This is a genomic window from Serratia sp. BNK-10, from assembly GCF_047456065.1.
Taxonomy (GTDB): domain Bacteria; phylum Pseudomonadota; class Gammaproteobacteria; order Enterobacterales; family Enterobacteriaceae; genus Serratia; species Serratia ureilytica.
Genome location: NZ_CP179894.1, coordinates 4180042 through 4205155, shown reverse-complemented (window position 1 = coordinate 4205155; position 25114 = coordinate 4180042). Strand labels below are relative to the sequence as shown.

General features: G+C 61.0%; 22 protein-coding genes. 14 read left to right on the top strand and 8 right to left on the bottom strand.

Annotated features, from left to right (window positions below):
• Window positions 1-199: 199 nt before the first annotated feature.
• The 6 genes from nudF (at window position 200) to ACMGG9_RS20130 (ending at window position 5617) form a co-directional block, all read left to right on the top strand.
• The gene (nudF, locus tag ACMGG9_RS20155; RefSeq protein ID WP_004937242.1) at window positions 200-832 is read left to right on the top strand and encodes an ADP-ribose diphosphatase; all 633 of its coding nucleotides are present in this window, start codon (window positions 200-202) and stop codon (window positions 830-832) included.
• Window positions 832-1257: a DUF1249 family protein gene (locus ACMGG9_RS20150; protein ID WP_004937244.1), complete on the top strand. Its 426-nt coding sequence runs from the start codon at window positions 832-834 to the stop codon at window positions 1255-1257. Before nudF ends, ACMGG9_RS20150 begins: the two co-directional genes overlap by 1 nt.
• Window positions 1258-1284: 27 nt before the next feature.
• On the top strand, window positions 1285-2112 hold the full coding sequence (gene cpdA / locus ACMGG9_RS20145) for a 3',5'-cyclic-AMP phosphodiesterase (RefSeq protein WP_004937250.1): 828 nt from the start codon (window positions 1285-1287) through the stop codon (window positions 2110-2112).
• The gene (yqiA, locus tag ACMGG9_RS20140) at window positions 2112-2696 is read left to right on the top strand and encodes an esterase YqiA (protein WP_004937252.1); all 585 of its coding nucleotides are present in this window, start codon (window positions 2112-2114) and stop codon (window positions 2694-2696) included. The genes cpdA and yqiA overlap by 1 nt, the downstream gene beginning before the upstream one ends.
• A gap of 46 nt (window positions 2697-2742) precedes the next feature.
• Window positions 2743-4638: a DNA topoisomerase IV subunit B gene (gene parE, locus ACMGG9_RS20135; protein WP_025304305.1), complete on the top strand. Its 1896-nt coding sequence runs from the start codon at window positions 2743-2745 to the stop codon at window positions 4636-4638.
• Between the two features lie 82 nt (window positions 4639-4720).
• Window positions 4721-5617, top strand: coding sequence for a LysR substrate-binding domain-containing protein (locus ACMGG9_RS20130; protein WP_197666941.1), 897 nt, complete (start codon window positions 4721-4723; stop codon window positions 5615-5617).
• A gap of 8 nt (window positions 5618-5625) precedes the next feature.
• Here ACMGG9_RS20130 and ACMGG9_RS20125 read toward each other — a convergent pair whose 3' ends face one another.
• Together ACMGG9_RS20125 and ACMGG9_RS20120 are read right to left on the bottom strand one after the other, a co-directional pair.
• On the bottom strand, window positions 5626-5934 hold the full coding sequence (locus ACMGG9_RS20125; RefSeq protein ID WP_047026464.1) for a putative quinol monooxygenase: 309 nt from the start codon (window positions 5932-5934) through the stop codon (window positions 5626-5628).
• A 33-nt stretch (window positions 5935-5967) separates the two neighbouring features.
• Window positions 5968-6549 carry an NAD(P)H-dependent oxidoreductase gene (locus tag ACMGG9_RS20120; RefSeq protein ID WP_042785391.1) on the bottom strand — a complete coding sequence of 194 codons (582 nt, stop codon included), beginning with the start codon at window positions 6547-6549 and terminating at the stop codon, window positions 5968-5970.
• 325 nt (window positions 6550-6874) lie between these two features.
• Between ACMGG9_RS20120 and parC the strand changes: the two genes are divergently transcribed.
• From parC to ftsP, 3 genes are all read left to right on the top strand, one after another.
• Window positions 6875-9148 (top strand): DNA topoisomerase IV subunit A, encoded by a 2274-nt coding sequence (gene parC, locus ACMGG9_RS20115; protein WP_004937261.1) that lies wholly within the window; start codon window positions 6875-6877, stop codon window positions 9146-9148.
• A gap of 246 nt (window positions 9149-9394) precedes the next feature.
• Window positions 9395-10129, top strand: a complete 735-nt coding sequence (locus tag ACMGG9_RS20110) for a 1-acylglycerol-3-phosphate O-acyltransferase (protein ID WP_004937266.1) — start codon at window positions 9395-9397, stop codon at window positions 10127-10129.
• Window positions 10130-10261: 132 nt separating this feature from the next.
• On the top strand, window positions 10262-11677 hold the full coding sequence (gene ftsP, locus ACMGG9_RS20105; protein WP_033644615.1) for a cell division protein FtsP: 1416 nt from the start codon (window positions 10262-10264) through the stop codon (window positions 11675-11677).
• A gap of 17 nt (window positions 11678-11694) precedes the next feature.
• Here ftsP and ACMGG9_RS20100 read toward each other — a convergent pair whose 3' ends face one another.
• On the bottom strand, window positions 11695-12606 hold the full coding sequence (locus ACMGG9_RS20100) for a LysR family transcriptional regulator (RefSeq protein ID WP_147838809.1): 912 nt from the start codon (window positions 12604-12606) through the stop codon (window positions 11695-11697).
• A 136-nt stretch (window positions 12607-12742) separates the two neighbouring features.
• On the opposite strand from ACMGG9_RS20100, the gene xapA reads away from it, so the two are divergent.
• Both xapA and ACMGG9_RS20090 read left to right on the top strand, forming a co-directional pair.
• Window positions 12743-13564, top strand: coding sequence for a xanthosine phosphorylase (gene xapA / locus ACMGG9_RS20095; protein ID WP_033651299.1), 822 nt, complete (start codon window positions 12743-12745; stop codon window positions 13562-13564).
• A gap of 81 nt (window positions 13565-13645) precedes the next feature.
• Complete coding sequence (locus ACMGG9_RS20090; RefSeq protein WP_033651349.1) at window positions 13646-14896, top strand: nucleoside permease; 1251 nt, start codon at window positions 13646-13648, stop codon at window positions 14894-14896.
• Between the two features lie 34 nt (window positions 14897-14930).
• On the opposite strand, the gene ACMGG9_RS20085 is transcribed toward ACMGG9_RS20090, so the two are convergent.
• Together ACMGG9_RS20085 and ACMGG9_RS20080 are read right to left on the bottom strand one after the other, a co-directional pair.
• Window positions 14931-15863, bottom strand: coding sequence for a PfkB family carbohydrate kinase (locus tag ACMGG9_RS20085; protein ID WP_414161664.1), 933 nt, complete (start codon window positions 15861-15863; stop codon window positions 14931-14933).
• Entirely contained in the window at window positions 15860-17257 is a 1398-nt protein-coding gene (locus ACMGG9_RS20080; protein ID WP_414161663.1) for a purine-cytosine permease family protein, read from the bottom strand. The genes ACMGG9_RS20085 and ACMGG9_RS20080 overlap by 4 nt, the downstream gene beginning before the upstream one ends.
• A 659-nt stretch (window positions 17258-17916) precedes the next feature.
• Between ACMGG9_RS20080 and ACMGG9_RS20075 the strand changes: the two genes are divergently transcribed.
• Together ACMGG9_RS20075 and ACMGG9_RS20070 are read left to right on the top strand one after the other, a co-directional pair.
• Complete coding sequence (locus tag ACMGG9_RS20075; protein WP_149542313.1) at window positions 17917-18651, top strand: GntR family transcriptional regulator; 735 nt, start codon at window positions 17917-17919, stop codon at window positions 18649-18651.
• A gap of 80 nt (window positions 18652-18731) precedes the next feature.
• Window positions 18732-20900, top strand: coding sequence for a YgiQ family radical SAM protein (locus ACMGG9_RS20070; protein WP_033651302.1), 2169 nt, complete (start codon window positions 18732-18734; stop codon window positions 20898-20900).
• A gap of 62 nt (window positions 20901-20962) precedes the next feature.
• On the opposite strand, the gene ACMGG9_RS20065 is transcribed toward ACMGG9_RS20070, so the two are convergent.
• The 3 genes from ACMGG9_RS20065 to yqhD all read right to left on the bottom strand — a co-directional run bounded on the left by ACMGG9_RS20065 (window position 20963) and on the right by yqhD (window position 23987).
• On the bottom strand, window positions 20963-21568 hold the full coding sequence (locus tag ACMGG9_RS20065) for a transglycosylase SLT domain-containing protein (RefSeq protein WP_033644624.1): 606 nt from the start codon (window positions 21566-21568) through the stop codon (window positions 20963-20965).
• Window positions 21569-21711: 143 nt separating this feature from the next.
• Entirely contained in the window at window positions 21712-22536 is an 825-nt protein-coding gene (gene dkgA, locus ACMGG9_RS20060; RefSeq protein ID WP_016930128.1) for a 2,5-didehydrogluconate reductase DkgA, read from the bottom strand.
• A gap of 287 nt (window positions 22537-22823) precedes the next feature.
• Complete coding sequence (gene yqhD, locus ACMGG9_RS20055; protein ID WP_414161662.1) at window positions 22824-23987, bottom strand: alcohol dehydrogenase; 1164 nt, start codon at window positions 23985-23987, stop codon at window positions 22824-22826.
• A 226-nt stretch (window positions 23988-24213) separates the two neighbouring features.
• Here yqhD and ACMGG9_RS20050 point away from each other — a divergent pair, with 226 nt between their 5' ends.
• The gene (locus ACMGG9_RS20050) at window positions 24214-25101 is read left to right on the top strand and encodes an AraC family transcriptional regulator (protein ID WP_414162281.1); all 888 of its coding nucleotides are present in this window, start codon (window positions 24214-24216) and stop codon (window positions 25099-25101) included.
• Window positions 25102-25114 lie beyond the last annotated feature (13 nt).

The following is a 25114-nucleotide window of genomic DNA, read 5'->3' as shown; positions in this document are numbered from 1 at the left end:
TGGCGTACTGCCCGGGCCGACTGCAGCTGATATTATGGCTGACAATCAGGATTGTTTCCCGCTATTACCCGCGAGCGCACAAACGCGCCGCGTCCGGCGGCGAAAAACAGCCTAACATAAAGCGGCGGCGGTGAGACCCGCTGTTTCTGTCATCAAAACCGTTTATTTTATCGGCATACTCACGCAGGAGAATTCGCGCATGAACCGTTCGCAGCCGTCACCCGTCACCTTCGATAAAAAAGATGTAGAAATTATTGCACGCGAGACGCTGTACCGTGGTTTTTTTTCACTCAATTTATACCGGTTTCGCCATCGCTTGTTCAATGGCGAAATGAGTCCTGAAATCACGCGTGAAATTTTCGAGCGCGGCCATGCGGCGGTGCTGCTGCCCTACGACCCGGTGCGAGATGAAGTGGTGCTGATTGAACAACTGCGCATCGCCGCGGTCGATACCAGTAATTCGCCCTGGCTGCTGGAAATGGTGGCGGGTATGATCGAAACCGGCGAAAGCGTCGAAGACGTGTGCCGCCGCGAAGCGCAGGAAGAAGCCGGCGTGGTGGTCGGGCGCTGCAAGCCGGTGCTGAGCTATCTGGCCAGCCCCGGCGGCACCAGCGAACGCTTGTCGATCATGGTCGGCGAGGTGGACGCCGGCACCGCCGAAGGCATCCACGGCCTGGCGGAAGAGCATGAAGATATTCGCGTCCATGTGGTCAGCCGCGAGCAGGCTTACCGCTGGGTGGAAGAGGGCGCGATCGATAACGCCGCATCAGTGATTGCATTGCAGTGGCTGGCGTTGCACCATGAATCGTTGAGAAAAGAGTGGGCCAATTAATGAAACAGCGCTATACCCCTGATTTCCCCGAAATGATGAGATTGTGCGAAACCAACTTCGCGCAATTGCGCCGCTTGCTGCCGCGCAACGACGAAGCGGGCGAAACGGTGACTTATCAGGTGAACGGCGCCGGCTATCGTTTGACCATCGTTGAGTCCACGCGTTACACGTCGCTGGTGGAGATCGAGCAGATCTTTCCGGCGGTCAGCTACTGGAGCCTGCCCGCGATGACGGTGCGGTTATACCATGACGCCATGGTTGCGGAAGTGTGTTCCAGTCAGCAGATCTACCGCTTTAAAGCGCGTTATGATTATCCTAATAAAAAGTTGCATCAACGCGACGAAAAGCATCAAATTAACCAGTTTCTTGCTGATTGGCTGCGCTACTGTTTGGCGCATGGAGCGATGGCGGTTCCGGTTTGTTAGACAGACTGAAATAACAAAGGACACCATTTGGAAAGCCTGTTTAAACTGCCCGTGGCGAGTGGGGCCGCGGTCAGGATTCTACAAATAACAGATACCCACCTTTTTGCCGGCGAACACGAGACGTTGCTCGGCATCAATACCTATCGCAGCTATCACGCGGTGCTGGACGCCATTCAGGCGCAGCGCCGCGATGTCGATTTGATCGTCGCCACGGGAGATTTGGCGCAGGATCATTCGCAGGAGGCGTACCGCCACTTCGCCGCCGGCATCGCGCAACTGCCGGCCCCGTGCGTGTGGCTGCCGGGCAACCACGATTTCCAACCGGCGATGGTCGACGCGTTGGCCGCCGCCGGCATCGCCCCTTCCAAGCAGGTGCTGCTGGGCGATAACTGGCAGGTGCTGATGTTGGACAGCCAGGTGTTCGGCGTACCGCACGGCGAGCTGAGCGAATACCAGCTCGAGTGGATGGAGCGCTGCCTGCAGGCGCACCCCGAGCGTTACACGCTGTTGCTGCTGCACCACCATCCGCTGCCTTCCGGCTGCACCTGGCTCGATCAGCACAGCCTGCGCAACCCGCATATGCTGGGCGCGATCCTGTTGCGCTACCCGAAGGTGAATACCGTGGTGTGCGGTCATATTCACCAGGATCTGGATCTGGAATGGCAGGGCCGGCGTCTGTTGGCGACGCCGTCCACCTGCGTGCAATTCAAGCCGCACTGCACTAACTTTACCATCGACGACGTCTCCCCCGGCTGGCGTTACCTCGATCTGCTGCCGGACGGCCGCGTCGAGACGCAGGTGTTCCGCCTGGAAAACGACGATTTCCGCCCCGATATGGACTCGGATGGATACTGATGCCTTCGACACTGCTCTACCTGCACGGTTTCAACAGCTCGCCGCAGTCGGCCAAGGCGGTGGCCTTCAAGGCCTGGCTGGCCGAACACCATCCCGCTATCGAGATGCTGGTGCCGCAGTTGCCGGCCTTTCCGGCGGAGGCCGCCGAAATGCTGGAAAATCTGGTGCTGGAACGCGCCGGACAAACGCTCGGATTGGTGGGGTCCTCGCTGGGCGGCTATTACGCCACCTGGCTGTCGCAGTGTTTTTCGCTGCCGGCGGTGGTGGTCAACCCGGCGGTCAAGCCGTTTGAGCTGCTGGTCGACTATCTCGGCGCCAACGAGAACCCCTACACCGGCCAGCAATATGTGTTAGAGTCTCGTCACGTTTACGATCTGAAAGTGATGCAGATCGATCCTTTGGAGTCGCCGGATTTAATCTGGCTGCTGCAGCAAACGGGCGATGAAATTCTCGATTACGGCCAGGCAGTGGCGTATTACACCGCGTGTCGGCAAACGGTGGAGTCGGGTGGAAACCACGCCTTCGTCGGTTTCGAGCACTACTTCCCCCAGATTGTGGATTTTTTAGGGCTAAACGCGGTCTGACGGACCGTTCCGGCACCTCCCTTTAACCACGAAAAAATAATCAACGATGACTCAATCCAGCTATAACGCTGATGCCATTGAAGTACTCAGCGGTCTAGAACCAGTGCGCCGTCGTCCCGGCATGTATACCGACACGACGCGCCCAAACCACCTCGGCCAAGAGGTGATCGATAACAGCGTCGACGAAGCGTTGGCCGGACATGCCAAGCGTATCGACGTGATCCTGCACGCCGATCAGTCGCTGGAAGTGATCGACGACGGCCGCGGCATGCCGGTGGACATCCACCCGGAAGAGGGCGTGCCGGCGGTTGAGTTGATCCTGTGCCGGCTGCACGCCGGCGGTAAATTCTCGAATAAAAACTACCAGTTCTCCGGCGGCCTGCACGGCGTTGGGATCTCGGTGGTCAACGCCCTGTCGAAGCGGGTGGAAGTCAACGTGCGCCGCGACGGCAACGTTTACGGCATCGCCTTCGAAAACGGCGACAAAGTGCAAGACCTGACGGTGACCGGCACCTGCGGCAAACGCAACACCGGCACCAGCGTGCACTTCTGGCCGGACGAACAGTTCTTCGACAGCCCGCGTTTCTCGGTATCGCGCCTCACTCACCTGCTGAAAGCCAAAGCGGTGCTGTGCCCCGGCGTTGAGATCTATTTCATCGACAAGGTGAACAACACCGAGCAGCGCTGGTGCTACCAGGACGGCCTGACCGACTACCTGATGGAAGCGGTTAACGGCCTGATCACCCTGCCGGAAGCGCCGTTCGTCGGCAATTTCGCCGGTGACACCGAAGCGGTGGACTGGGCGCTGCTGTGGCTGCCGGAAGGCGGCGAGCTGCTGACCGAAAGCTACGTCAACCTGATCCCGACCATGCAGGGTGGCACCCATGTCAACGGCCTGCGTCAGGGGCTGCTGGACGCGATGCGCGAGTTCTGCGAATTCCGCAACATCCTGCCGCGCGGCGTGAAGCTGTCGGCGGAGGATATTTGGGATCGCTGCGCTTACGTGCTGTCGGTGAAGATGCAGGATCCGCAGTTCGCCGGGCAGACCAAAGAGCGTCTCTCTTCGCGTCAGTGCGCGGCCTTCGTTTCCGGCGTGGTGAAAGATGCCTTCAGCCTGTGGCTGAACCAGAACGTTCAGGCGGCGGAACAGCTGGCCGAGCTGGCGATTTCCAGCGCCCAACGCCGTCTGCGTGCCGCCAAGAAAGTGGTGCGCAAGAAGCTGACCAGCGGGCCGGCGCTGCCGGGCAAGCTGGCGGACTGCACCTCGCAGGATCTGGCCATGACCGAACTATTCCTGGTGGAAGGGGACTCGGCGGGCGGATCGGCCAAGCAGGCGCGCGATCGCGAATATCAGGCGATCATGCCGCTGAAGGGCAAGATCCTGAATACCTGGGAAGTCTCCTCGGACGAAGTGCTGGCCTCGCAGGAAGTGCATGACATTTCCGTGGCGATCGGCATCGATCCGGACAGCGAAGATCTCAGCCAGTTGCGCTACGGCAAAATCTGCATCCTGGCGGATGCGGACTCCGACGGCCTGCACATCGCTACGCTGCTGTGCGCGCTGTTCGTGCGCCACTTCCGTTCGCTGGTGAAAGGCGGGCACGTTTATGTGGCCATGCCGCCGCTGTACCGCATCGATCTCGGTAAAGAGGTGTTCTACGCGCTGGATGAAGAAGAGAAAGCCGGCGTGCTGGAACAGCTGAAGCGCAAGAAAGGCAAGCCGAACGTCCAGCGCTTTAAAGGGTTGGGCGAGATGAACCCGCTGCAGCTGCGCGAAACCACCCTCGATCCGAACACCCGCCGTCTGGTGCAATTGACGGTCGCGGAAGATGATGTCGATCAGACGCTGGCGGTGATGGACATGCTGTTGGCCAAGAAGCGTTCGGAAGATCGCCGCAACTGGCTGCAAGACAAGGGCGACATGGCCGAATTGGCGGTCTGAGCCTGACCCTGGCCCGGTGAAACGCCGGGCCGGCTTTCCCGCAGGGCGTTCATGCGGCGCCCGATAACCTGGGCCGGAATGCATGAAGATCACGCTCGAAGAATTGCTGGCGTTCACTTCGGTGGTCGACAGCGGTTCCATCACCGCCGCCGCCGATCAGCTCGGCCAGACGACTTCCGGCATCAGCCGCGCGCTCAGCCGCCTGGAGAATAAGCTCGATACCACCCTGATGCGCCGCACTACGCGTCGCCTGGAGCTGACCGAAGAGGGGCAAAGCTTCCTGAGCCATGCGCGTACGATCATCAACTCGGTGGAAAATGCCGAAGAACAAATGGCGGTGCGCCGGCAGATGCCGGCCGGGCGACTGCGGATCAATGCGGCTGCGCCTTTTATGGAGCACGTCATCGTGCCGCTGGTGGCGGGGTTCAGGGAACGTTATCCGCAAATTTCGCTCGAACTGAACACCGACAATCTGATCATCGATCTGCTGGAAAAACGCACGGATATCGCCATTCGCATCGGCGTGTTGCGCGATTCGACCATTCATGCGCGCGCGCTGGGCGCCAGCCGGTTGCGCATCCTCGCCAGCCCGGCTTATCTGCAGAAGCACGGCACGCCGCAGAGCGTGGAGGCGTTGCACCGGCATTGTCTGCTCGGTTTTACCCAGCCGGAATCGCTGAACCAGTGGCCGTTGCGCTATCGCCAGGCGCCGCATTTCACCATCACGCCGACGATCTCGGCGTCCAGCGGTGAAACGCTGCGGCAATTGGCGCTGCGGGGCGAGGGGATCGTACAGCTGGCAGACTTTATGACCCGGCGCGATCGGGAAGCGGGCAAGTTGGTGACGTTGCTGGAGCAGGAGACGCTGGACGTGCGCCAGCCGATTAATGCGGTGTATTACCGCAATACGCAATTGGCGGCGCGCATCACCTGTTTTCTTGACTACGTCAGCGCGCACATCGACGCGCAGACGCTATAAGGCGGAGCTTACAGGGCGTTTTCCAGGATGTAGATCTCGGTGTCCAGCACGCTGTCTTTGAGGGTGTCGCGGTGTTTGAGCATGTGCTCAATGGCCAGATGTTTTTCCAGATGCGCCATGCTTTCCCATTTCTCCAGCATGAACACCGAATCCGGCGACCGCTTCTGCCACGGCGCCTGGGTATTGCTGTCGACCATCGGCGTGTATTCGCCGCAACCCTCTTCCGCCAGCACCAGCGGCACCAGCTTTTCAATGGCTTGCAGTACGGTGGCGCGGCGGCCGGGTTTCACTTTGATTTCTGCGATTACGGTGATCATGCTTACCTCGTTGATGAGTATGTTCTGCGTCAGTTAAGCAAAAATTTTCGCCAGATGCTCGCGATAACGTGCGATGTCCGCTTCGATATCCGGTTGTTTTATCACATCATTGCAGATAAAGGTCGGCAGCGCTTCCATTCCCAGGAACTGGTTGGCCTTGTGGAAGTGCAGGTAAACGCCGTCTACGCCGACGCCGTGGAAGAACTGATCGGGATCGGTGAAGGCCTCCAGCGGGGCGTTCCAGGTCAGGCTCAGCAGGTATTTTTTGCCCTGGATCAGGCCGCCGGAGCCATATTTTTTGCTTTCGTCAGAACGAGAGCGGCCGTCGCTGGCATACAGGCTGCCGTGACCGGCGGTGAACACTTCATCGATGTATTTTTTCAGGATCCAGGGTTCGCCCATCCACCAGCCCGGCATCTGGTAGATGACCGCGTCGGCCCACAGGTATTTCTTTACCTCTGCTTCGATGTCATAACCGTCGTCGACCACGGTGACCTGCACATCGTGCTGCAGATCGCGCAGGAAGCTTTCCGCCACGTCGCTCAGGGTTTGGTTGAGTTCGCCGTTAGAATGGCCGAATTGTTTTTTAGCGTTGATAATCAGGATATTGCTCATCTTTCGCGGCTCCCGTCAGAGTTAAGATATGGCATGCTTCCCGCCGAAAAGGCGGAAACCAGCTCGCTGGCGACGAGTGTAATCGTTAGGCAGGCAAGTAAAAATGCGATCCAGCGCACAACAGTGTTGACTGCCAGTCAATAAACGGGCCGCCAGACAGCGAAATTTTGCATAAACCGCAGCGCGCAACCGGCCGCCGCCGGCGATCCTTGCGCCAACTGTGACAGCCACCCTGCAGATGGGTTACTATCGCGGGCAGAATCGACAAGCGATGCCTTTTGTCGTCCAAGGGATTGCCAAGCCACGGTCTGAGGATAATTGAGTAATGAGTGATCTGACTCATGACGGTGTAGAGCGTTTACCGCTGCACACATTCACTGAAAACGCCTATCTGAACTATTCCATGTACGTCATCATGGATCGGGCGTTGCCGTACATTGGCGACGGTTTGAAGCCGGTACAACGCCGCATCATCTACGCCATGTCTGAACTGGGGCTGACCAACAGCGCCAAATTCAAGAAGTCCGCCCGCACCGTGGGCGACGTGCTGGGTAAATATCACCCGCACGGCGACAGCGCGTGTTATGAAGCCATGGTGCTGATGGCGCAGCCGTTCTCGTATCGCTATCCGCTGGTGGACGGCCAGGGGAACTGGGGGGCGCCGGACGATCCCAAGTCGTTCGCGGCGATGCGTTATACCGAATCGCGCCTGTCCAAATACGCCGAGGTCTTGCTGGCCGAACTGGGCCAGGGCACGGTCGACTGGATCCCGAACTTTGACGGCACGCTGCAAGAGCCGAAGATGCTGCCGGCGCGCCTGCCGAACATCCTGCTGAACGGCACCACCGGCATCGCGGTCGGCATGGCGACCGACATTCCGCCGCACAACGTGCGCGAAGTCGCCGCCGCCGCGGTGGCGCTGCTCGACAAGCCGGGCGCCTCGCTCGATGACCTGCTCGAGTTCGTGCAGGGGCCGGACTTTCCGACCGAAGCCGAGATCATCACCCCGCGCGATGAAATTCGCAAAATTTACCAGAGCGGCCGCGGCTCGGTGCGCATGCGCGCCGTGTGGAAGAAAGAGGATGGCAGCGCGGTGATCACCGCCTTGCCGCATCAGGTTTCCGGCGCCAAGGTGCTGGAGCAGATAGCCAGCCAGATGCGCGCCAAGAAGCTGCCGATGGTCGAAGACCTGCGCGACGAATCCGATCACGAGAACCCGACGCGTCTGGTGATCGTGCCACGTTCCAACCGCATCGATCTGGAGCAGGTGATGAATCACCTGTTCGCCACCACCGATCTGGAGCGCAGCTACCGCATCAACATGAACATGATCGGTCTGGACAACCGCCCGCAGGTGAAAGGGCTGGTGGAGATCCTCACCGAATGGCTGGCCTACCGTCGCGATACGGTGCGTCGCCGCCTGAACTACCGCCTCGAGAAGGTGCTCAAGCGCCTGCATATCCTCGAAGGCTTGCTGGTGGCGTTCCTCAACATCGACGAGGTGATCCACATCATCCGCAGCGAGGATGAGCCGAAGCCGGTGCTGATGCAGCGTTTCGGCATCTCCGATACTCAGGCGGAAGCGATCCTCGAGCTGAAACTGCGTCACCTGGCCAAGCTGGAAGAGGTCAAGATCCGCGGCGAGCAGGACGAACTGGCGAAAGAGCGCGATCAGCTGCAGGCGCTGCTGGCGTCCGAACGCAAGCTGAATACGCTGATTAAGAAAGAGATCCAGGCCGATGCGCAGACCTACGGCGACGATCGCCGTTCGCCGCTGACCGAGCGCGCGGAAGCCAAGGCGATGAGCGAGCACGACTTCGTGCCGTCCGAACCGGTGACCATCGTGCTGTCGGAAATGGGCTGGGTGCGCAGCGCCAAGGGCCATGACATCGATCCGACCGGGTTGAGCTACAAGGCCGGCGACAGCTTCCGCGGCGCGGCGCGCGGCAAGAGCAATCAGCCGGTGGTGTTTATCGACTCTACCGGGCGCAGCTATGCGCTCGATCCGATGACGCTGCCTTCGGCGCGCGGGCAGGGCGAGCCGCTGACCGGCAAGCTGACGCCGCCGCCGGGCGCCACCATCGAGCAGGTGCTGATGGCGGCCGACGATCAGAAGCTGCTGATGGCGTCTGACGCCGGTTACGGTTTCGTCTGCACCTTTAACGATCTGGTGGCGCGCAACCGCGCCGGCAAGGTGATGATCACGCTGCCGGACAACGCCAGAGCGCTGCCGCCGATGGAGATCCACGGCGCAGACGATATGCTGCTGTCGATCACCGCCGCCGGGCGCATGCTGATGTTCCCGGTCGCCGATCTGCCGCAGCTGTCGAAGGGCAAGGGCAACAAGATCGTCTCCATTCCGGCGGCGCAGGCCGCCGCCGGTGAAGACAAGCTGGCCTGGCTGTTCGTGCTGCCGCCGCAGGCGTCCGTCACGCTGCACGTCGGCAAACGCAAGCTGACGCTGCGTCCGGAAGATCTGCAGAAGTTCCGTGCGGAACGCGGCCGCAAGGGCACCCAACTGCCGCGCGGCCTGCAGCGCATCGATCGCGTCGAAGTGGATGCGCCGGTGCGGGCGTCGGGTGGCGACAGCGAAGAGTAAGCGTTGGCACCCGCGTTAACGGGCGGTCGCAGCATGCTGTGGCCGCCTTATTTATTTTTGCTGGCGTTTATTTTCCAAATAGTTAACATTTCTGCGCATAAAATTATTGTGCGTACTGCCGCCTGGCGGGAAAATAGCGAGAAATGCAGGCGACATAGGCGTGCTTTCCGCCTGGTCGGCAAATAATGAGTAAAGGAATCTGCGCAGCGAAGTAAACTGCGTTGGCAGTGTGCTAATGAGGTTGTTATGTTATTGATTTTGCGTGCCGTTCTCGCCACTCTTTTCTGTATTCTGGTGTGTATTTTCGGTTCGGTTTATTGCTTGTTCAGTCCGCGTAATCCTCGCCATGTGGCGACCTTCGGCCATCTTTTCGGCCGTCTGTCGACGCTGTTCGGCATCAAGGTTGAAACCCGCGTGCCGGCCGATGCGGCCAACAACGGCAACTGCATCTATATCGCCAACCACCAAAATAACTACGACATGGTGACGGCCTCTAATATCGTGCAGCCGCGCACCGTGACGGTCGGTAAAAAAAGTCTGGTGTGGATCCCGTTTTTCGGCCCGCTGTATTGGCTGACCGGTAATCTGCTGATAGATCGTGATAATCGCGCCAAGGCGCACGGCACCATCGCCCAGGTGGCGGAGCAGTTCAAGAAGAAAGACATTTCGATCTGGATGTTCCCGGAAGGGACCCGCAGCCGCGGCCGTGGGCTGATGCCGTTTAAAACCGGCGCGTTCCACGCGGCCATCGCCGCCGGCGTGCCGATTGTGCCTATCTGCGTATCCACCACCAGCGGTAATATAAATCTTAATCGCTGGAATAACGGCCATGTGATCGTCGAGATGTTGGCGCCGGTGGATACCAGCAAATACGGCAAAGAAAACGTGCGCGAGCTGGCGGCCCATTGCCGCGAGCTGATGGAGGCGAAAATCGCCGAATTGGACGCCGAAGTCGCCCAGCGCAACGCCGCCAAAAAATAAGAGTCTACCGGCTTCAAAGAAGAGTTTTTTAATTGGCGTTCAGCGCCGTTAACGCCTGAGCGCCTGCTAATCTTGATTGGCGGGCGTTTGGGTTTTGCACACGGTTTAGTTATTGCTTTTCATGGAGAAAATATGTCACTCAGTCGACGTCAGTTTTTACAGGCATCGGGCCTGGCGCTGTGCGCGGGCGCCGTGCCGCTGAGGGCTGAGGCGAGCGGAACGCAGACCCCATTACCCATTCCCCCGCTGCTGGAGTCTCGCCGCGGTCAGCCGCTGTTCCTGACCTTGCAGCGCGCCCACTGGGCGTTTATGGATAACCGCAAAGCGGCGGTGTGGGGCATCAACGGCATGTACCTGGGGCCGACGGTGCGGGTTTACAGCGGCGACGACGTCAAACTGATCTACAGCAACCGCCTGCAGGAGCCGGTGGCGATGACCATCAGCGGTCTGCAGGTGCCGGGCACGCTGATGGGCGGCGCGCCGCGTATGATGTCGCCCAACGTTGACTGGTCGCCGGTGCTGCCCATTCGTCAGGCGGCGGCTACCTGCTGGTACCACGCCAACACGCCAAACCGCATGGCGCCGCACGTGTACAACGGGCTGGCCGGGCTGTGGCTGGTGGAGGATGCCGTCAGCAAAGCGCTGCCGCTGCCCAACCACTACGGCGTCGACGATTTCCCGCTGATCATTCAGGACAAACGCTTCGATAACTTCGGCACGCCGCAATACGATGCGCCGTCGCAGGGCGGCTTCGTCGGCGATACGCTGTTGGTCAACGGCGTGCAAAACCCGTATGTCGACGTGTCGCGCGGCTGGGTGCGTTTGCGTTTGCTCAACGCCTCCAACGCGCGGCGTTATACCCTGCAGCTCAGCGACGGGCGGCCGTTCAACGTGATCGCCAGCGATCAGGGCTTCCTGCCTGCGCCGGTTGCGGTGCAGCAGCTGTCGCTGGCGCCGGGCGAGCGCCGGGAAGTGCTGATCGACATGTCGAAGGGCGACGAGGTGACCATCACCGCCGGTGAAGCGGCGGGCATCATGGATCGCCTGCGCGGCCTGTTCGAGCCGTCGAGCATTCTGGTGTCCACCCAGGTGCTGACGCTGCGCCCGACCGGCCTGCTGCCGCTGGTGACCGACAACCTGCCGATGCGCCTGCTGGCGGATCAGCTGTTGGACGGCAGCGCCAGCCGCACCCGCGATTTCCGCCTGGGCGACGGCGGCGTCGGCATCAACGGCGCAATTTGGGACATGAACCGCATCGACGTACAGGCGCAGCAAGGCACCTGGGAACGCTGGAACATTCATGCGGATACGCCGCAGTCGTTCCATATTCAGGGCGTGCAGTTCCTGATTAAACGCGTCAACGGCGCGCAGCCGATGGCGGAAGATCGCGGCTGGAAGGATACCGTCTGGGTCGATGGCGACGTCGAGCTGCTGGTGTATTTCAACCAATCCACCTCCGAACACTTCCCGTTCCTGTATTACAGCCAGACGCTGGAGATGGCCGATCGCGGCACCGCCGGCCAGCTGATGGTGCAGCCGACGATGTAACCCGCTCTGCGGGCCGCTTAGGGCGCCCGCAGCATCGCCAAAAAAGCCTGCACCACCGGCGTGATGCTGTCGGTACGGTATACCGCATACAGATCCGCCGGGGGCGCCTGCTGCAGCGAGCAAAACCGCACGCCGGGCCACGGGATGCGGCCGTAGCTGTCCGGCAGCAGGGTAATGCCGCAGCCTTCCGCCACCAGCGCCAGCAGGGTTTGCGGTTCATTGACCTGATAAGCGACGTCCGGCAAAAATCCCTGCTGCAGACACAGATTGTGCAGGTACAGCCCCAGGCTGGCCTCATGCGGCGGCAGCACGATGAAGCTGTCGTTTTGCAGCGCCGCCAGCGGAATGTTTTCCTGCTGCGCCAGCGGATGATCGAGCGGCAGCACCACGGCGATGCTTTCGCGCGCCAGCCGTTGGCAGCTCAATCCCGGCAGCGTCTGCTGCTGCGCCTCTCGCCATACCCCGATATCGATATGCCGCTTTTGCAGCGCGGCGATTTGCTGGCTGGGCGTCAGCTCATTCAACGACCAGGTAGCGCCGACGCTCTGCTCGCTGAACCGCCGCAGCGCCGCAATCAAGCCGCCCCAGGCCGAGGTGCCGACCATGCCGACCACCATGTGGCCGCCTTCGCCGCGCCCCATTTGTTGCACCTGATGCAGCGCGCTGTCGGCCTGATCCAGCAGCCGCTCGACGTTGCGCAGCAGCGTGCGGCCGGCCGGCGTCAGCGTCATGGAGCGGGTGGTGCGTTTGAACAGCACCACGCCGAGCTGGCTCTCCAGCTCTTTGATGTGCTTGCTGAGCGGCGGCTGTGACATATTCAACCGCCGCGCCGCCTGAGTGAAATTCATCTCTTCCGCCACCACGCGGAAATAGTGCAGCAGGCGGAAGTTAATCCGACCGGGATCGGGCAGGGCATGGGGCGGGTTCATCCGGGGTATCGCCTCCTGTGACGCAGCTCAACTTATAGATAAATGGAATAAATCGGCCGCCAAGAATGTATTGGTCTCGGCTGCGCCTCGCTCTCTACTATGGGGCTTATTGTCCCCCGCTTAAAGAGAGAATACGATGTTTAATCAAGAAGATGCTTTTATCTGCGCCGATGTTGTCCGCGCACGTCTGCCGGGTTTTCAGCCGAAAGCGGCCTTGATTCTCGGCTCCGGTCTCGGCGCTCTGGCGGAGGTGATGACCGAAACCGTCACCCTCGATTACGCGGCGCTGCCGGGCTTCCCGGTGAGCGGCGTCGCCGGCCACGCCGGGCAACTGGTCGCCGGCAAGCTGGAGGGCGTGCCGGTCTTGTGCATGAAAGGGCGCGGCCACTTCTATGAAGGGCGCGGCATGCAGGTGATGACCACCGCAGTGCGCACCTTCAAACTGCTGGGCTGCGAATTTCTGTTGGCGACCAACGCCGCCGGTTCGCTGCGCCGCTCGGTAGCGCCGGGCAGCCTGGTGGCCATTACCGATCATATCAATTTCATGCCGGAATCGCCGCTGGTCGGCGCCAACGACGAGCGCTTCGGGCCGCGCTTCTTCAGCCTGGCGAACGCCTACGATCGCGATCTGCGCGCCCAATTGGCGGCGGTGGCCGAAAGCGCGGGCATCCCGCTGGCGGAAGGGGTGTTCGCCGCTTACACCGGGCCGAACTTCGAAACGCCGGCGGAGATCCGCATGATGCAGACCCTCGGCTGCGACGTCGTGGGCATGTCGATCGTGCCGGAAGTCCTGACGGCGCGCCACTGCGGCCTCAAGGTGCTGGTGGTGTCCGCGATGACCAACTACGCCGAAGGGCTGTCGGATACGCCTCTTTCTCACGAACAAACGCTCAGCTGCGCGGCGCTGGCGGCGGACGATTTCATGCGCCTTATCCGCGAGCTGTTCAAAACGCTGTGACACCGTAAGCAAACCGGCGGCGGGCTGCAGGGGGCCCGCCGCACCAATCATCGTTGAAAGCATAATAACAAGGTGATGGCGATGGCGATAAAAACACGATTGAAGGTGATGATTTTCCTGCAGTTCTTTATCTGGGGCGCCTGGCTGGTGACGCTGGGCTCCTATATGATCAACACGCTGCATTTCAGCGGCATGCAGGTGGGAATGGTTTACAGCGCCAAGGGGATCGCGGCGCTGATCATGCCGGGCCTGGCGGGCATCATCGCCGACCGTTGGATGAGGGCCAACTACCTGTATGCGCTTTGCCACCTGCTCGGGGCGCTGGCGCTGTACTGTGCGGCGCAGGTTGAGCAACCGATGCTGATGTTCTGGGTAATGCTGTTCAACGCCATGGTCTATATGCCGACCATCGCGCTCTCCAACGCCATTTCCTATTTTTGCCTGGAGAAGCACGGCTTTGACACGGTAAAGGACTTTCCGCCGGTGCGGGTGTACGGCACCGTGGGATTCATTCTGGCAATGTGGCTGGTCGGTTTCAGCCAAATCGAGCTCAGTAATCTGCAGCTGTATCTGGCTTCTGCGGCGTCGCTGCTGCTGTCCGCCTATTCGCTGACGCTGCCGCGCTGCCCGACCAACCGCGCGGCCGAGTCGAAGCGCTGGGTGAGCGTGCTGGGGCTGGATGCGCTGGTGCTGTTTCGCCAGCGGCGCATGGCGCTGTTTTTCCTGTTCGCCATGTTGCTCGGCGCGGCGCTGCAGATAACCAACACCTTCGGCAACCCGTTCCTGCACGATCTGTCGCTCAATCCGCTATATCAGGACAGCCTCAGCGTCCGGTATCCGGCGGTGCTGCTGTCGCTGTCGCAGATCTCTGAAGTGTTCTTTATCCTCACCATTCCCTTTTTCCTGCGCCGTTACGGCATCAAGCAGGTGATGCTGATCAGTATGGCGGCCTGGACGCTGCGTTTCCTGTTCTTGGCCTACGGCACGCCGGTCGGTTTTGGTTTCGTGCTGCTGCTGTTGTCGATGATCGTTTACGGTTGCGCGTTCGACTTCTTTAATATTTCCGGCGCCATTTTCGTCGAGAAGGAGGCCGATCACCGCATCCGCGCCAGCGCGCAGGGGCTATTCATGACCATGGTCAACGGTCTGGGCGCCTATGTGGGGGCGCTCGCCAGCGGCGAAGTGGTGGATTTCTTCAGCCATGACGGCGTGAAAGACTGGCAGAGCATCTGGCTGGTGTTTGCGCTGTATACGCTGGTGCTGGGGATTGTGTTCGCGTTGAGCTTCAACTATCGCCACTCGCCGCAGGAGAGTGCGGCGGCGGCGCAGTAAGGCTTAGGGCGCTGGATGGTGGCGCCCTGAAACGTCAGGCCTGCGGGAAGCGTTGTTGCAGTTGATGCCGGTCCGGCGGATTGGCGGCGCCGAGGCTGGCCGCCACGCAGGCGGCGACCCGGTTGGCCAGATCGACCGCCCGCGGCAGCGGCCAGCGGGCGGACAGCCCCGCCAGCAAACCGGCGCAGTGGGCATCGCCCGCGCCGATGGTATCGATGACGTCCACCGGATAGGCGGGAACGTGCAGCGGCGGCGTGCGGCCGTCGCAGATCCAGGCGCCGTCGCGATCCAGGCGGCAGATCAGCGTCAGGTTACGGGCGGCGGCATAGCGCTGCGCGGCATCCACGGCGTCGCCGGCGCCGCACAGCGCGGCCACTTCGTCGCGGTTGAGCGTCAGCAGGGTGTGGCTGTCGCTGAGCATGGCGAAGAAATCTTCGCTGAGCTGGGCGATGCGCGGGCCGGGATCGATCAGACGCGGTTGGTCGAACGGCATGCGCGTCAGCCACTCGCGCAGCGCTTCGCCGTTTTCGCCCGCCAGCTCGTAGCCGCTGGCGTAGATCAGGGTGTGTTCCGTCAGCGGCAGCGTGGCCAGCTGCGCTTTATTCCATTGGCTTTCGCAACCGGAAACCGTGATGAAGGTGCGTTCGCCGTTCGGCTCCACCAGCGCCAGGCACCAGCCATTGTCCATCTGGCCGTGGCGCAACAGCACCTCCAGCCCCAGTTCGCCCATGGCGGCTTCGATCGCCGCGCCCCATTCGCCGTTGCCGACCGGCATACCGTTGATCACCGGCACTTCAAGGCGCGTCAGCGCGCGCGCCACGTTGAACGCGCAACCGCCGATTTGCCGCGCCTGCGGCTGGGCTTCGATATCTTCGCCGCTGGTCGGCAGGCGCGGCAGCGTCATCACCAGATCGCCGACCGCGCCCCCTATCACCAGGACAGGCGTTACAGCTTCCCACTCATTCATTGATGTTCTCTGCGTTGGGTCAGGTACAGACCGTAAGCGATCAGACTAACCGCAAACGACACAAACAGCCCCAGGCTGGAGTCGGCAAACAAGCCTTTAGCCAGCGGGCCGTCGATAAAACCGGTTTTGGTGACCAGCAGGCCGCACAGGGCGCCGAGGAACCAGCAGAACAGCGGGGCTTTGCGCACGCCGCGGTTCTGGCCATGCAGACCGTACAAAGCGTTGCCATCATACCCGTGGCGGCGGCGCAGGCACAGGTAATCGAGCAGGAAAATCGCCTCCCAGGCCGCCAGGAACACCCCGCAGAACACCAGGAAGGAGATGAACGGCCCCATAAAATCGCCGGAGATGAACAGCACATACAGGGCGATACCCAGCACCACCACGGCGTCGATCGATACCGCCAACCACTGTTTGACCTGCACGCCGATGGTCAGCAGGTTAAGGCTGGCGGAATACAGGCTGAGCACCGCGATGGTGACGATGCCGGCGGTGGCGGCCAGCAGATAAGGGATCGCCATCCAGGCGGGCAGCACTGAGCCTATCAGCGCGATGGGATTGGCGGCGTTGGCCAGATCGGGCAGCTGCACGGAAAGCAGAATGCCGGCCAGCATCAGCAGCATCAGCGGCAAACAGGCGCCGCCCATCACCGCGGCGAAAATGCTTTTGCTCGACGAATTCGGGCTTTGATAGCGGCTGTAATCGGCGCCGGCGATCGCCCAACTGATGCCGGTACCGGCGGCGATCACCGAGACCGCCGGCAGGAAGCCGGTCAGCCAGCTGCCGGAAGGCAGCGCCAGCACCTGGCTCCACTCGGTGTTGAACAGGATATAGAGCACCACGATCAGCGTCATGGTGCCGAAGATGCGGCTGAACCAGCTTTGCATCCAGACTACGGTATTCTGCCCCAGCAGGCTGACGACGATAGTGAGCCCGGCGAACAGCAACAGGCTGAGCGCGGTCAGCAGATGACTGGCCCCCAGCCCGAAGGCCTCGAACAGCGCCGCCAGCGTCAGGGTGCCGGTGATCACGTTGACCGCTTCCCAGCCCATCAGATTGATCCAACTGAACAGGGTAGGCGCCACGTTGCCCTTCAGCCCGAAAATCACTCGCGACAGCGTTAGCGTAGAGGTGCGCCCGCGCTTGCCGGCGAAGCTGGTGAGGCCAACCAGCACGAAGCTGGCGACGCCGAACAAGGCGGCGAGCACCGATTGCAGTAAGGATAAGCCGAAGCCGACGATGATGGCGCCATACACCACGCCGAGAATGCCGATATTGGCTGCAGACCAGATCCAAAACAGCTCGATGGGCCGCCCGGTCTGTTCCGCATCCGGCACCCGGTCGATACCGGTGCTCTCTACCTTCCATGCTTCATTGCGATTGATATCGGTCATAGCAATTGATCCCTGTTGCGCAGGGCCTTGAGGGCCGCCGCAGTTAACTGAAAAGCGATTTTGTTGGCGCTGCGGCCGCCGCCTCGGATGAGGCTTGCCGACCGCACGGCGCCAATGAGTGTAGACAAAGAGTGGGTCTGCAGCGGAGTTTGGAAGAGAGAGAACGTTTTTATTTGCAGGCATCAGTCCGTTTCACCCGGCGCAAGGGGGATCGCGCGAGGGGATGATGAGCCGTGAGCAAGCTATCCATTAGCACCGTTGCTTATTATTTGTCATTTGTAGTGGCGTCTTGGGCAACGTGACCCATCGGGTACGGCGAGAAGCGGGCAATTCATCCCAAAGGGTCGTCCATCCGCTTCAGCGAACGGGATGCGGACAGCGTATGCCCGCTGCCTGACCATCAGGTGCGTCCTGTCTGGTCGGCAGCGGATTTTTAGTTGTTTTAAAGGTGGATCCCTGGTGTTGGTGCCATTGATGTTTCAACATCAATAAGCACAGATTACGCGCGATCTAGATCCAATGAAAGTCCATTGAATAAAAATTGTGATGCCCCTCTGAAAACATTAGAAATATTTTAGTTATGGTGAGAGGCTTTATCGCCGGATCGGCGATAGGAGAAAGCGAAGTTTGGGCATAGGGCGGAACAAGAGGGCGGGCGAATGACGGATTTTATGGCCTGGCTGCGTGAACATCTGGCGCAGGGGGCGGCGGCGCCGCGCTATATTCAGCTGGCGACGGCGATAGAAACCGCGATCAGGCAGCAGGTGCTGGCGGCGGAGGCATTTCTGCCGCCGGAACGGCACATGGCGGAAGGTTTGGCGCTGTCGCGCGTCACCGTCAGCAAGGCGATGAAACTGCTGGAGGAGAAGGGGCTGATTTCGCGGCAGCAGGGCGTTGGCACCCGCGTGGCGATGCGTATCGGCTATTCCCTCGATAAGGACAGCGGTTTTACCGCTCAGGCGCTGCGTCACGGCAGCAGCGTCAGCAACCGATGGCTGCTGCGCGCGCGGGTCGGCGCGCCGGCCAAGGCAGCGGCGGCGCTGGGGATCGCGGAAGGGGATGAGGTGGTCAAACTGCGGCGTTTACGCTTGCTGAACGGCAGCCCGGTCTCGCTGGAAACCACCTATATTCCGCTGCGCTTCCTGCCTGAACCGGCGCAGCTGGAGCATTCGCTGTATGCGTTATGGCAATCGCGCGGCATCGTGCCTGAAGATAAACACTTTTTGTTGAAGGCGGTGTCCTGCAGCGGCGAGGTCGCCGAGCTGCTCAACGTACCGTGCGGCGCGCCGTTGTTGCACATCCTCCAAACCAGCCGCAACGCCCGGGGCGAGGCGCTGGAGTTCAGCGATATCTTGTGCCGCAGCGACGTTTATGAATTCGAGGTGAATGGTTAGCGAAATAACCATGCTCTTTTTGCCACTAGTGCGTATAATCGCCGCCCGGCGATTAATTAACCTGTAAAAAGAGCAGCAGAATGAGCACCACCAGCCTGATCCAACCCGATCGTGAACTGTTTTCTTATAAGCCTTATTGGGCGGAATGTTATGGCACCGCGCCGTTTTTACCGATGTCGCGAGCAGAGATGGATCAACTGGGCTGGGACAGCTGCGACGTGATCATCATCAGCGGCGACGCCTATGTCGATCACCCGAGCTTCGGGATGGCGATCATCGGCCGCATGCTGGAAGCGCAGGGCTTCCGCGTTGGCATCATCGCGCAGCCGGACTGGAGCAACAAAGAAGACTTCATGCGGTTGGGGAAACCGAATCTGTTCTTCGGTATCACCGCCGGCAACATGGATTCGATGATCAACCGCTATACCGCCGATCGCAAACTGCGCCACGACGACGCCTACACCGCCGGCAACGTCGGTGGCAAGCGCCCGGATCGCGCCACCCTGGTCTACAGCCAGCGCTGCAAAGAAGCCTATAAAGACGTGCCGATCGTGCTGGGCGGTATCGAAGCCAGCCTGCGTCGCATCGCCCACTACGACTATTGGTCGGATACCGTGCGCCGCTCGGTGCTGGTGGACTCCAAAGCCGACATGCTGATCTACGGCAACGGCGAACGCCCGCTGGTGGAAGTGGCGCACCGTCTGGCCGCCGGCGAGAAGATCGGCGATATCCACGATATTCGCAATACCGCGGTGATGCGTAAAGAAGCGCTGCCGGGCTGGAGCGGCGTGGATTCCACCCGCCTCGACAAGCCGGGCCGCATCGAACCTATCCCGAACCCGTACGGCGAGGATCTGCCGTGCGCCGACGGCGCCAAACCGAAGGAGCCGGAAGCCAAGCCTGTCACGGTGCGCGCCGCCAAGCCGAAGCCGTGGGAGAAGACCTACGTGCTGCTGCCGTCCTTCGAGAAAGTGAAGGGCGACAAGGTGCTGTATGCGCACACCTCGCGCATTTTGCACCATGAAACCAACCCCGGCTGCGCCCGCGCGCTGATGCAAAAACACGGCGATCGCTACGTGTGGATCAACCCGCCGGCGATCCCGCTGACCACGCCGGAGATGGACAGCGTCTTCGCCCTGCCTTACCAGCGCGTGCCGCACCCGTCCTACGGTCAGGAGCGCATTCCTGCCTACGACATGATCCGCTTCTCGGTGAACATCATGCGCGGTTGCTACGGCGGCTGCTCGTTCTGTTCGATCACCGAGCACGAAGGGCGCATCATCCAGAGCCGTTCGGAAGATTCGATCGTTCGTGAAATCGAAGAGATCCGCGACAAAGTGCCGGGCTTTACCGGCGTGATCTCCGATCTGGGCGGCCCGACCGCCAACATGTACATGCTGCGCTGCACCAACCCGCGCGCCGAGCAGACCTGCCGCCGCGCCTCGTGCGTGTATCCGGAGATCTGCACTTATATGGATACCAACCACGAGCCGACCATCAAGCTTTACCGCCGCGCGCGTTCGCTGGAGGGCATCAAGAAGATCCTGATCGCCTCCGGGGTACGTTACGATCTGGCGGTGGAAGATCCGCGCTATATCAAGGAACTGGCGACCCACCACGTCGGCGGCTACCTGAAGATCGCGCCGGAGCACACCGAAGAAGGCCCTCTGTCGAAAATGATGAAACCGGGCATGGGCAGCTACGATCGCTTCAAACAGCTGTTTGATCACTATTCGAAGCAGGCGGGCAAAGAGCAGTACCTGATCCCGTACTTCATCTCTTCGCACCCGGGCACCCGCGATGAAGACATGGTGAACCTGGCGCTGTGGCTGAAGAAGAACCGTTTCCGCCTCGATCAGGTGCAGAACTTCTATCCTTCGCCGATGGCCAACTCCACCACCATGTATTACAGCGGCAAAAACCCGCTGAGCAAGGTGGGGTACAAGAGTGAAGACGTGGTGGTGCCGCGCGGCGAGCGCCAGCGTCGCCTGCATAAGGCGCTGCTGCGTTACCACGATCCGGCCAACTGGGCGCTGATCCGCACCGCGCTGGAAGAGATGGGGCTGAAGCACCTGATCGGCAGCCGCCGCGAGTGTCTGGTGCCGGCGCCGAGCATCGACGAGCAGCGCGAAGCGAAACGGCTGCAGCGCCACACCCGACCGGCGTTGACCAAGCATACCGACATCAATCGGCAGCGCACGCCGTCCAACCGGCCACCGCGCAAACCGATTCGCAAGGCCAAGCCGTAACGACGAGGCCCGCGCGCAAACAAAAAGGAGAACCCTCGGGTTCTCCTTTTTACTTTGGCTAATTACAACCGTTCGTAAGCGGCTTCTACTTTCATCAAATGGCGCGGCGCCTGCGGGGCGGGATGGTATTTGCGCACGTGCCAGTTAAAGGCTTCCGGCGACAGGTTGTTAATCATCGCGATCGCCTGCTGGCGGTTGCTGGAGAAGGTGCGCAGCAGCGCCCCGGTACCGTTGACGTAGGCGATGATGGTGGCGTAGCGCAGCGTGACGGGATTGGCGATCCCTTTAAGCTGTTGTTTTTGCAAGGTGGCCAGATAGGCGGCGCCGAGATCGATATTGGTGTCGGGATCCCGCAGGTCATCGTCGTCCGGGCAGCCGCGTTTGCCTTTGTAGCGGTAGGCGTCGCAGCCGGCGGTATCGGCTTTCAGCTGCATCAGACCGATCGCATTGGATCTGCTCACTGCGGAAGGGTTGAAGCCGGACTCCACCTGGATCATGGCGGTGATCAGCTTGGCGTCAACGCCGTATTCGCTGGCGGCGTCTTGAATGGCGCTATCGAAGGCGTGGCGATCGTAGCTGACGCGCTGTTTCTTGCCGGCGCAACCCGCCAGCACCAGCATGATGCAAAGCATGCCCAGCCGTGACCCGTGTGAGAAAGAGAATTTCATGGTGCTCCGTGCTTGTCTGTTTTTTTAACGGCGTTAACCGGTGGCCGGAGCCTCCGGCGTCGTCATCATAACGTCAGGCGGCGCAAAGGAGCAATGTGCGGGAAGGAAAAGCCCCCTCCGGCGGGAGAGGGCTTGAGGGGGGGTTACAGGGTATCCGGATCCGGCCCCAGGCGGTTGCCGACGTCCAGCTTGGCGATCTCGCCCAGTTCGTCCTTATCGAGTTTGAAATCAAACACCTCGAAGTTTTCGCGGATGCGCGACGGCGTGACCGATTTCGGGATCACGATAAGGCCGCTGTCCAGGTGCCAGCGCACCACGATCTGCGCCGGAGTCTTCTCATATTTCTCGGCCAGCGCCTTGATCAGCGGCTGGTCGAATACCCCTTCACCGCCCTGCGCCAGCGGGCTCCAGGATTCGGTGGCGATATGGTGCGTGGCGTTCCAGGCGCGCAGCTGGCGCTGTTGCAGCAACGGGTGCAGCTCGATCTGGTTGACGACCGGCGCCACGTTGGTTTCATCCAACAGACGCTGCAGGTGCGGCGTATGGAAGTTGCACACGCCGATGCTTTTCACCAGGCCTTGTTCGCGCAGTTTGATCAGCTCGCGCCAGGCGGAGACGTATTGATCCTGCTGCGGGCGCGGCCAGTGGATCAGATACAGATCCACGTAGTCCAGCTTGAGCTTTTCCAGACTGGTTTCCAGCGCCGCCAGCGGATCGCCCTGATCGTCGTTCCACAGCTTGGTGGTGATGAACAGGTCGCTGCGCGGCAGCGCGCTGGACTGCAGCGCGGCGCCGACGCCTTCCTCGTTCTTGTAGATCGCGGCGGTGTCGATGGAGCGGTAACCGATCTCCAGCGCTTTGCTGACCGCGCGGGTGGTCTCTTCAATACTCGCCTGCCAAACGCCGAGACCCAACTGCGGCATCAGATTACCATCGTGGAGTTTGATGATGGGTTGTTGCGTTGTCATGCGCATCTCCTTGTGTACGGATTGCGGCGCCTGCGGCACCGAAACGGCTATAGATAAATTCTAGTTGGCAAAATGGGCGGTTGCCGGGTTTGCCAGCCTAATTTCAGCGGTGGCGGGAGGGCGATTTTCTCCCCGCTCTCCCTGCGAATGAGCGGTAAGACGAAGGGTACGAAACGAGCGGCGGCGCGCTGAGGCGCCCGACTGCGCCCGGCGATCGGCCGAGCGCAGAATGCGGCGAAAAATGGCTGGCGAAGACTAAAGCCTAGCAAAAAATCGCCGTTTTGCGATTAACGCGCCGCTTCATAAATGCGGCGGCTGACGTCCAGGGTGATGTCCTGATGCTCGCCCAGGGCGGTCATGCCGTGCTGCTGCAGCTTGTCGAGCAGCGCGGGAATGCTGCTGCCGTCGAGCTGATAATCCGCCATGCGGGTCGGCACGCCCATCTGCTCGAAGAAGGCGCGGGTGGCGGCAATCGCGTCGTCGATGCGGCTGTCTTCGCTGCCTTCGCGCAGGCCCCAGACGCGTTCAGAGTACTGCAGCAGCTTTTCGCGTTTCTGCGCTTTCTTCTCGTGCAGCAGCGCCGGCAGCACGATGGCCAGCGTTTGCGCGTGGTCGAGGTCGTGCATGGCGGTCAGCTCATGACCCAGCATGTGGGTCGCCCAGTCCTGCGGCACGCCGGCGCCGATCAGGCCGTTCAGCGCCATGGTGGCGCTCCACATCACGTTGGCGCGCACCGCATAGTTCTCCGGCTCGGCCAGCGCGCGCGGGCCGTCTTCCAGCAGGGTCAACAGCAGGCCTTCGGCGAAGCGATCCTGCACCTTGGCGTCGACCGGGTAGGTCAGATACTGTTCCAGGGTGTGTACGAAGGCGTCGACCACGCCGTTGGCTACCTGGCGCGGCGGCAGCGAGTAGGTCACCACCGGATCCAGCACGGCGAAGCGCGGCTGCACCAGCGGCGAGAAGAAGTGCTGCTTGTCGCCGCTGCTCTTCCGGGTGATCACCGCGCCGCTGTTGGATTCTGAACCGGTGGCCGGCAGCGTCAGCACGCAGCCCATCGGCACCGCGTCAGTGATGTGGCTGCCGACGGTCTGCAGAATATGCCAGGCATCGCTGTCGGCCGTATAACGAGCCGCGGCGGCGATGAACTTGGTGCCGTCAACCACCGAACCGCCGCCGACCGCCAGCAGGAAATCGATGTTTTCCGCTTTCACCACCTCGACCGCTTTTATCAGGGTTTCGTAGGTCGGGTTAGGTTCGATGCCGGAGAATTCCCGCACGTCGCGGCCGGCCAGCGCGCTATACACCTGGTCGAGCACGCCGTTTTTCTTCACGCTGCCGCCACCGTAGGTGATCAGAATGCGCGCGTCCGCCGGGATCTGGCCGGCCACTTCGGCGATTTGCTGCTTGCCGAACAGGATTTTGGTTGGGGTATGCAGAATGAAGTTTTGCATGGTTGATTTCTCTCTTTCTGTCAGGCGGGCGCCAAAGCGGCGCAAAGGTTTCTGGCCCGTATTGTCAGCAACCTGGCGGTAACGCACAATGCACATTCCTGTTTGGTTCTTGCCTATTTCTACAGATGACTGTAGAAATAGAGAGTTTTAAATTATGATTTATGCCGAATCGTTCTGACTGTAAGAGGGTGTTTCCGTGACTGAAATCGATGTGCTGCGCAGTCGCATGGCGCGCCAGGCGATGGCTATCGCCACCGGCAACGGCTATACGCCGTCACCGGTGCCGCGGGTGAAGATCCTGTATGTCGATCGCCACTGCCCGCGCCAGCCGGTGATGTACGAACCGGGGATCGTCATCATCTTTCAGGGGCACAAGGTCGGCTATTGCGGCAGCAAGGTGTTCCAGTACGATCCGCGCAACTACCTGCTGATGACGGTGCCGCTGCCGTTCGAGTGCGAAACCTTCGCCAGCCCGGAGCTGCCGCTGGTTGGGTTGGCGGTCAACATCGATACCCAAATGCTGCAGGACTTGCTGATCGACATCGGCGACGACGACTACCTGATGCAGCCGCGCGCGGAGAGCAACGGCGTAAACCTGGCCGAGCTGACGGAAGAGCTGTTGTGCGCCACCGAACGTCTGCTGGACGTGATGGCCAAGTCGCTCGACGCTCGGGTGTTGGGGCCGCAGATCGTGCGCGAGATCCTCTACTACGTGCTGCGCGGCACCTGCGGCGCGTCGCTGCAGGAGCTGGTCAACCGTCATACCCATTTCAGTCAGATCGCCAAGGCGCTGCGGCGCATAGAAAGTCAGTATGCCGAGAGCCTCAACGTCGAGCAGTTGGCCGGCGAGGTCAACATGAGCGTGTCGGCGTTTCACCATAACTTCAAGGCGGTGACCAACACCTCGCCGCTGCAGTACGTGAAGTCGTACCGGCTGCACAAGGCGCGTTTGCTGATGGTGCATGACGGCCTGAAGGCCAGTACCGCGGCGATCCGCGTCGGCTACGAGAGCGCGTCGCAGTTCAGCCGTGAATTCAAACGCCTGTTTGGCGTCACGCCGGGGGATGAAGTCGCCCGGCTGCGCGACGCCAATCCGCTGATGCTGGAGGGGTGAGCCGCCGCCGGGC